Annotated in this window: 9 protein-coding genes; 4 read left to right on the top strand and 5 right to left on the bottom strand. The window is 35.5% G+C overall.

What is annotated here, in order from left to right; all coding sequences use genetic code 11:
* The 3 genes from AB1397_06850 to AB1397_06840 form a co-directional block, all read left to right on the top strand.
* The coding region (locus AB1397_06850; protein MEW6482695.1) for a glycosyltransferase family 9 protein at positions 1-420 on the top strand (420 nt) is incomplete at its 5' end.
* A gap of 153 nt (positions 421-573) precedes the next feature.
* Complete coding sequence (rsmD, locus tag AB1397_06845; GenBank protein MEW6482694.1) at positions 574-1,161, top strand: 16S rRNA (guanine(966)-N(2))-methyltransferase RsmD; 588 nt, start codon at positions 574-576, stop codon at positions 1,159-1,161.
* Positions 1,162-1,332: 171 nt separating this feature from the next.
* On the top strand, positions 1,333-2,832 hold the full coding sequence (locus AB1397_06840) for a peptidylprolyl isomerase (GenBank protein ID MEW6482693.1): 1,500 nt from the start codon (positions 1,333-1,335) through the stop codon (positions 2,830-2,832).
* A gap of 64 nt (positions 2,833-2,896) precedes the next feature.
* Here the strand turns inward: AB1397_06840 and AB1397_06835 are convergent, their stop codons facing one another.
* Positions 2,897-3,199 (bottom strand): glycosyltransferase, encoded by a 303-nt coding sequence (locus AB1397_06835; protein ID MEW6482692.1) that lies wholly within the window; start codon positions 3,197-3,199, stop codon positions 2,897-2,899.
* Positions 3,200-3,482: 283 nt separating this feature from the next.
* Between AB1397_06835 and AB1397_06830 the strand changes: the two genes are divergently transcribed.
* Complete coding sequence (locus AB1397_06830) at positions 3,483-4,379, top strand: RluA family pseudouridine synthase (GenBank protein ID MEW6482691.1); 897 nt, start codon at positions 3,483-3,485, stop codon at positions 4,377-4,379.
* 25 nt (positions 4,380-4,404) lie between these two features.
* Here AB1397_06830 and AB1397_06825 read toward each other — a convergent pair whose 3' ends face one another.
* From AB1397_06825 to AB1397_06810, 4 genes are all read right to left on the bottom strand, one after another.
* Positions 4,405-4,689, bottom strand: a complete 285-nt coding sequence (locus tag AB1397_06825; protein ID MEW6482690.1) for an HU family DNA-binding protein — start codon at positions 4,687-4,689, stop codon at positions 4,405-4,407.
* Positions 4,686-5,294 carry a DUF502 domain-containing protein gene (locus AB1397_06820; GenBank protein MEW6482689.1) on the bottom strand — a complete coding sequence of 203 codons (609 nt, stop codon included), beginning with the start codon at positions 5,292-5,294 and terminating at the stop codon, positions 4,686-4,688. Before AB1397_06820 ends, AB1397_06825 begins: the two co-directional genes overlap by 4 nt.
* A gap of 32 nt (positions 5,295-5,326) precedes the next feature.
* Positions 5,327-5,944 carry a DUF502 domain-containing protein gene (locus AB1397_06815; protein ID MEW6482688.1) on the bottom strand — a complete coding sequence of 206 codons (618 nt, stop codon included), beginning with the start codon at positions 5,942-5,944 and terminating at the stop codon, positions 5,327-5,329.
* A 163-nt stretch (positions 5,945-6,107) separates the two neighbouring features.
* A complete protein-coding gene (locus tag AB1397_06810) occupies positions 6,108-7,601 on the bottom strand; it encodes an oligosaccharide flippase family protein (GenBank protein MEW6482687.1) in 1,494 nt (497 codons plus the stop codon).
* Between the last annotated feature and the right edge of the window lie 336 nt (positions 7,602-7,937).

Here is a 7,937-nt window from a genome sequence, read left to right as displayed (position 1 = left end):
GCTCAATACAAAGCAAAGGCAATTATCTTTGGAGGGGTGTCTGATTTAAATGAAGCCTATAAAATCCAGGCAATGGCAAGAAATAAGCCCATAATTGCCTGTGGAAAAATAAGCATTTCAGAGCTCCCCCTATTTTTTGAAAGATGTTCTCTTATTATTGGGAATGATACGGGAATAATCCACCTAGCCTATGGCTTAAATAAAAAAACAATAGTTATTCTTGGCCCTACAACAGTTGAAATGGGCTTTGGTCCTTATAAAACTAGCTCTGCCATAATTGTTGAAAAATCCATTCCTTGCCGTCCCTGTAGCCCACATGGACCCCAAAAATGCCCAAAGGGACACTTTAATTGTATGAAGCTAATTACAGAAAATGATATTACCATTCCTGCGATAAAGATGCTTGGAATTTATAGTTAATTCCACAACGCTTTATAAAATTATGAATTTTGAATGTTGAATTTTGAATTAAAAGGGGAAAAATTTTATAAAACTTAACCTTCAATCCAAAATTCAAAATTTAGAATTCAAAATTTCTTAAACAGCTAAACACATACGAATTATGGTTACATTATGCCAAGAGTAATTGGAGGGATTAAGAAGAAAGCAGAAATTCCAGGCCCAAGCTTAAAAACCAGGCCAATCCTTGCCAGGGTAAAAAAATCCCTATTTTCATCAATAGAGCCAAAGCTAAAGGGAGCATATTTCCTTGACCTTTATGCCGGGACAGGCGCTTGTGGCATTGAGGCATTATCAAAAGGGGCAAGCTATTGTGTTTTTGTGGAAAGGGATAGGGAACAGGCAAAGAAAATAAGGGAGGTTTTAAAAAGGCTTAAAATGGATAATGCAAGGGTTATTACAGCAAATGTTTTCTCTTTGAAGCTAAAGGATTCCTTTGACATTATCTTTCTTGGCCCTCCCTATAGAGATTTCCTTGTAAATAAAACGCTTTATCTAATAGATAAAAAAGCAATGCTAAAAGATGATGGAATGCTCATCGCCCAGCATCATAAAAAGGAGAAGATAGAAGAAAAAATTGGCTCTTTTGTTTTAGAAAGGCAAAAATCCTTTGGCGAAACAATGCTTTCTTTTTATGTAAAATCCGGAGTTTGGGATAACAGCTTCTCACAGAGCTCCCGTAATTTTTTTATAATCCTTTGAAAATAAAAGACTTACGATAATGAAACAAAAAACTTTGTAACATATTGATTTACAAGCACTTAAGATTAAAATTTGCTAAATTTTTACAGAAACGCCTGAGAGTAGTTTTTTTATTTTATTCCCCTAGAAAATCCTTGACACGAGGAGATGTATAAAGATAATCTTTAGGCTATGATAAGGGTATTAAGGAGAAAGGCAAAACCAATATTTTGGGCTTTGATGATAAGCTTTGTGATTGGAACAATATTCATAAGCTGGGGAATGAGACAGACAGGAAGCCAGTATAAAAGCAAAGAGCCTTTGTATGGCTCAATAGATGGAAAGGAGATTACCGAGATTGAGTATAGGGAATCAAAGGGAAGGATAGTAGAAAGGTATAAACAAAGGTTTAAGGATTTTGATGAGTCTATGATTCCTGACCTTGATAAAAGGGCATTGGATGAGGTAATAAAGAGAAAGCTTTTATTCAAAGAGGCAAAGAAGATGGGTCTTTCTGTAACAGATAAAGAGGTAATTCAGGCAATGAGACTTTCATTTCCCGATGATGCAACATATCAGCAGGCAAGAAAAGTTTGGAATTCAGCATATTGGAGAGCCAAAGAAAATGAGGTAAGGGATGAGCTTTTAATCTCAAAGATGGAAAGCATTGTTTGTGACCCAATTGATGTTACAAACTTTGAAATTAGGGAGTTTTTTAATGATAATTATAAGCAGGCAGATGTCTCCCATATTCTTATTGATCCAACATTCTATGTTTCTTCTAAAAGGATAAAGGAGCAATATGATGAATTTAAGGATAATTACAAAAAGCCAGGAGACATAAGGGTTCGGCACATCCTTGTTTTTGTTCCTCCAAAGCCAACAAAGGAGCAAGATACGGCAGCGAAAAATAGGATTTCTTCCATTATGCAACAGCTAAGGAGTGGTGCTGATTTTTCCGAGCTTGCCAAGAATAATTCAGATTGCCCCTCAAAGGTTAACGGTGGAGACTTAGGATTTTTTGGCCCAGGAAGGATGGACCCTGATTTTGAAAAGGCCGCTTATGCCTTAGAGCCAGGGAGAATATCCGATATTGTAAAGACAAGATTTGGCTATCATATCATTAAATGCGAAGAGAAAAAGCCCGATGTTCCAAAGACATTAAAAGAGGCAGAAGAAGAGATAAAAAAAGAATTAAGGAATGAAGACGAAGCAATTGGAAGTGCATCAAAAACAGCAGACCTTGTTTTAGAAAAGATAAGAGGCGGAACACTAACATTTGAACAGGGTGTTTCCCTTTATTCCAATGGTAGCTTTTCAAAAAGGTATCAAGGAAGGATTGGAATACTTCCAAAGCTTGTCCTTTCGGGAACCGATACAAAGGAAAACAGGGATTTGCTTGAGAAATTAAACAGCGAGGTAGCCTATGGAAGGTTTATTGCCCCTGAGCTTTCCGAGGTTATCTTCTCTTTAAAGGAAAATGAGGTTTCCACCGTAACAAAAACAGGGTTTGGCTTTCATATCATAAGGGTTAATAAATTCCTGTCATCCGAAGAAAAAAGGTTTAAGGAGGAATATAAAGAAATAAGGGGTTATGCATTAGCTAAAAAGAGGGATAGAATCTTAGGGAATTGGTATGATTGGCTTAAGAAAAAGGGAAAGGTAAGGATAGCAAAATCCTATACCAAATAGCTATCTTAAACTTTGCCAAAGTTTACTGATTTAATCTGTCTCTCTGAATCATTTATGAAAGATGCTATAAATAAACAATATCCTCATTGTGAGATAAAGAAAGAAATAAGAGCATATAATCCCTTAAGTGTCTGGTAAGGAGAAAATTATTTTTTATATGCTCTTTGCCATTTTCTCCTAATTTTTTGGCATATTCTGGACTATTAAGCAACTGTTTTATGGCAAAGGCAGCACCTTCAATGGAATGACATAAAAGACCGGAGTATTTATGCTTTATCTGCAAAGGAATACCACCTACATTGGAAGCTACAACCGCCTTTGCCTTCCACAGGGCCTCGAAATCCTTCCTTAAGAGATTTTTGAACAATTACCTTTTAAAATCTCCCTGTGTAAGCCCTTCCCTCCCTAATATCAATTGCTGGATATATTACCATAAAGTTAAGTATAATAAAATAGATGGATGGCAAGCTTAAGGTATAGTTAATTCCATAACGCTTTACAAAATGTATGTGTTTAGATAATCTTAAGGAAAACTTTATAAAATTATGAATTTTGAATGTTGAATTTTGAAATTTAGAATTCAAAATTTCTTAAAAGGTGGATGAATTTTTAACAGATAAACACAACCCTATCTATTTTTGCACTAAGTAATGGAAGATACTATAGTTGATAGAGGGGGTGAAAGAATTGATATATTTTTATCAAAAAGGCTTAATTTATCAAGGTCAAAGGTAGCATTTTTGATAAAGGAGGGCAAAGTTAAGGTAGATGGAAAATTTATAAAGCCACATCATAAGACAAAAATAGGGGAAAGGATTGAAATTGCCTTTGAAGATACCGCAATTAAGCCAGAAAATGTTCCTTTGGATATTGTCTATGAAGATTCTGATATAATTGTTGTCAATAAGCCAGCGGGTATGATTACCCATCCAACAGCAAAGATAAGGAAGGCGACATTGGTTAATGCCCTCCTTTTTCATACCTCCCTTCCAGATACAGGTAATCCAGATAGACCAGGGATTGTCCACAGGCTTGATAAGGATACATCCGGGCTTATTGTTATAGCAAAAACAAAAGAGGCATACGAAAGATTAGTAAAGATGATAAAAGAGCGCTTTGTTAAGAGAAGGTATCTTGCCTGGGTATTAGGGAGTGTAAAGGAAGATAAGGGAGAAATTTCAATTCCCATTGGAAGGCCAAAAAAAGGAGGGGTGTTGATGAAACCCTATGGGAGGAAGATGAAGAAAGCAAAGACATTTTACAAGGTATTAGAAAGAAGAAAGGATATGTCATTATTAGAGGTTTCCCTTGAAACAGGAAGGACACACCAGATAAGGGTTCATCTGGCAAGCATCCAACACCCTGTAATCGGTGATAAGGCATATGGAAAAAAGACAAGCTTAATCAATCGCTCTTTCCTCCATGCCTTTTCTTTATCTTTTCCCCATCCCATAACAAATAAACCCCTCTCCTTTGTGGTAGAGCCTCCAGAGGATATGCACAATATGTTTAGCCAATCAGAAAATGATTTAGGAATTGGGATTTAGGAATTAGGAATTTGAATCAATTGTTTTAAATCTTAAATCCTAATTCTAAATTCTCCATCTTCTTTCCCCTAATAAATACAACGGTTTTCTGGGAAGGTATATTCACTACCTCTTGTGTTTTTATTATCCTTCCCTTCTTTGGCTTTCTTTGGACAACAGCAAAGCTTCCAAATCCCCTAATTTCAATCCTTTTATTTTCTTTAAGAATCTCTGTTATTGCGGAAAAAATCTTATCTACTATAAGGATTGCGTCATCCTTTTTAAAGCCCAATTTTTCTGCTACTTGCAAACCCAAGTCTTTTTTTGTCATTTTGGAATAACAAGCCCTGCTGAGACAACCATTTTAAAGCCTTCATCAAGAGGGATGTCTAGCTGAATAATCTCATCCTCGCAGGCTAGAATAAAAAAACCAGAGGCAATGCTTAATGGCTTTGGAACATAAATGCTAATAAGCCTTCTTCCAGTAAGCTCGTCTAATTTCTTTCCTGATTTGGCGGTTACAAAACCAATGGCGTACAATCCCTTTCTTGGATATTCAACCAACACAACCCTGGTGAACCCTTCAATTGCCTTATTTAAGATAAAAATATCAACCAGTTGTTTTATCGAGGTATAAAGGCTATTTACCACCGGAAGATTTTTCATTAAACCCTCAATCCAGGTAAATACACCTATTTTCCCTATCTTTGTGGTAATATATCCTGCCGTAAGGATAACAAGAATGGTAATAAAAACCCCAGCAAAAAGGTCAAGAAAACCCGACAAAAATCCATATTTTATTCCTAAAGCCCTAGATATGGGCATACTTAAAAGGCTTCTGGTAATCTTTAAAGAAAAAATAAGAATGCCAATGGTTGCTGCCATAGGGATAACCGCAATCAGCCCTGTAATAAAATATCCTTTTACCTTTGACATTTTAAATTCCTAAATCCTAAATTCTAAATCTTTTATTGCCATTTCTCTGGAACAATAAGGCCTCCTGAGATTACCATTTTAAAGCCTTCATCAACCGGAATATCCAACTTTATCACCTCATCCTCATCTATTAAGACAAAAAAGCCAGAGGCTAGATCAAATGAGTTTGGAAAATAAACATTTATAAGCCTTTTTCCCGTTTCCTTATCCATATCCTCTCCTGACTTGGCGGTTACAAAACCAATGGCGTACAATCCCTTTCTTGGATATTCAACCAACACAACCCTGGTGAACCCTTCAATTGCCTTATTTAGAATAAAGATCTCAACAAGCTGTTTTACTGAGGCATAGAGGTTGTTTATGACAGGAACCCTTCCTACTAAATTTTTTATCCATCCAAATACCCCCCTTTTTCCTAGGTTTGTGGTAATATATCCAGCAATAAGGATAACAAGAATTGTAATGAACACCCCAGAAAAAAAGTCAAGAGGGCCAGATAAAAATCTATATTTTATCCCAAAAGCCCTGGATATGGGCATACTTAAAAGGCTATTTACAACCTTTAAAGAAAGGATAAGGATAGCAATGGTTGCTGCAATAGGGATAACCGCAATCAGCCCTGTAATAAAATATCCCTTTACTCTTGACATCTTAAGCATTTAAAATTATAGTATATGTTTAGGTAGACGAGAAGAAGAAAGGAAGTTAAAATGAAAGAAGGTACGAAATCCGAAGCACGAAACGATATCTAAATTCAAAATTCTAAACATTAGCGTTCGTTCCTCTAAATTATATTGTTTTGAATTTTTAATTTTAGTCATTTGAATTTGTTTTTTTGATTTCGGATTTCATTTGTTCCCTTAAAGCTAAACACATACTAATTATTGAATTTAACAGAGGCTTATTTAAACCGAAAACAATAGGCACATAATATGTAAGGAGAGCCACTAAGCCTGTATAAACCATTCCTGATAAGAGAAATCTTATCACTACATTTAAATTATTTATTGAATAATCAATCACCAGATATGATACACCTGCTAAGCCTGTAAAGCATAATAAAACCAATATCTGGTGTCCCAAATACCTAAAATAAGAGAATCTGAGATACTTGGCATTAAAATATAATTGTATATTAACGGTAATAAATTGTAAAGCAACCATTTTAATTGCTAAACCTAAAGCTCCTGCCTCAAGCCCAAACATATTCGTTGGTGCGAGTAAAATATAGGTTATCGGCAATCCTATTAGCATCATAGTGATACCGATATTACGATATAAAGCAGTCTGATCAGTTGCATAAAACACAGAGCCGCTTAGCTGTCCATAGGTCTGATGGATGGGAAAAAAAGCCATTATAGCAACAGGTAAAATTGCCGCATGATACTTGCTTCCAGCAAAAATATACACAACCTTTGCTGATTGAATGGCAACAAAACATGCGAAATAAGCGGCAATTGAATAAAATAGGGGGATATATTTTCTAAAGAGAATTTTCATCTGCTCTATATTCTTATCTCCATAAGAAATAGAAAATTCCCTCATCAGCAATGGCTGCATTGCCCCGGTAAAAAGGGAACAAAATGCGCCAATCGTATAGGATAATCCATAAAATCCTTGCTCTCTGCTTCCTGCAAATATTTGAAGTAGCCATCTGTCCAATAAACCTACGAGTAAACCCACCAAAGCATATACAAATAATGGATGACTATATGTATAAAATTCTTTGAGATAATTTTTAATCTTGGTAGTATTTATCTTCCACCCTATCTCCTTACATTTGGGCTTAATTATCCACCAAAAGACAAAACCTAAAATAACTGATAAAAATATTTGAGAGTAAAATAGGCTTTCTAAATTCAACCTCCCAAATATATAGAGAAGCCCCAGGATTAAAGTCAAAAATCCGCATTCCAGGGCTTTAACAATCTCTGCCGGAGCTGTCAATCCATAAGCATCAGTAATTTTGGTTAATATCTGGATTAGCCAGGTTAAAATACCAAATAGAGCAGCCAGAAAAACAAAATGTATCGTCTGGTCAGGCCAGATGAATTTAAATAGGGAGGTCTTAAATGCTACGATGGGAAATAGAATTACCAAACCAGCAACAATTGCCATAAAATAGAAATAAAAGGTTATTAAAGCGTAATCTTTTTGCCTTTGAGAAAGCTTTGCATAGAACCCTATAGAAGTGCCCATATCCAAAAAAGCAACAATTTGATGGAAAAAATTTGTCAGGAAGTTAAAATTGCCATAGGTTTGAGGGCCAAGCGCCCGAGGGGTTATAGTGGCAGTGATTAACCCCATCACCATGCTAAAAAGGTTGGCAAATAACTTATAAAAGTATCGTTTTTTAAGTGAATCTTCTTTTGAAAGCAATTTCCTTAGTTGATAAATTGCAAGTTTTAATCATTCTAGAACTGGTTTCATAAGTCCTTTTGTGGGGTATAACTCCTTATAAAACAAGAGCCTCTTGACCCTTATGAAACTGCTTCTACAATATAAATGTAGCGATTAGAATCATTCAAAGATCTATTAAACCATTCTTTATGAACCGCATAAGAAATAAATTCAGAATTAAAACTTGCTTTCCTGGTTTCCTCATCATTTCGCCAATGATGAGGAAACCAGGAAAGCAAGTTT

It is taken from the genome of bacterium (genome assembly GCA_040756715.1).
GTDB lineage: Bacteria > UBA9089 > UBA9088 > UBA9088 > UBA9088 > JBFLYE01.
Note: the sequence above shows the minus strand (reverse complement) of the source record. Positions and strands in the feature narration are given on the sequence as shown.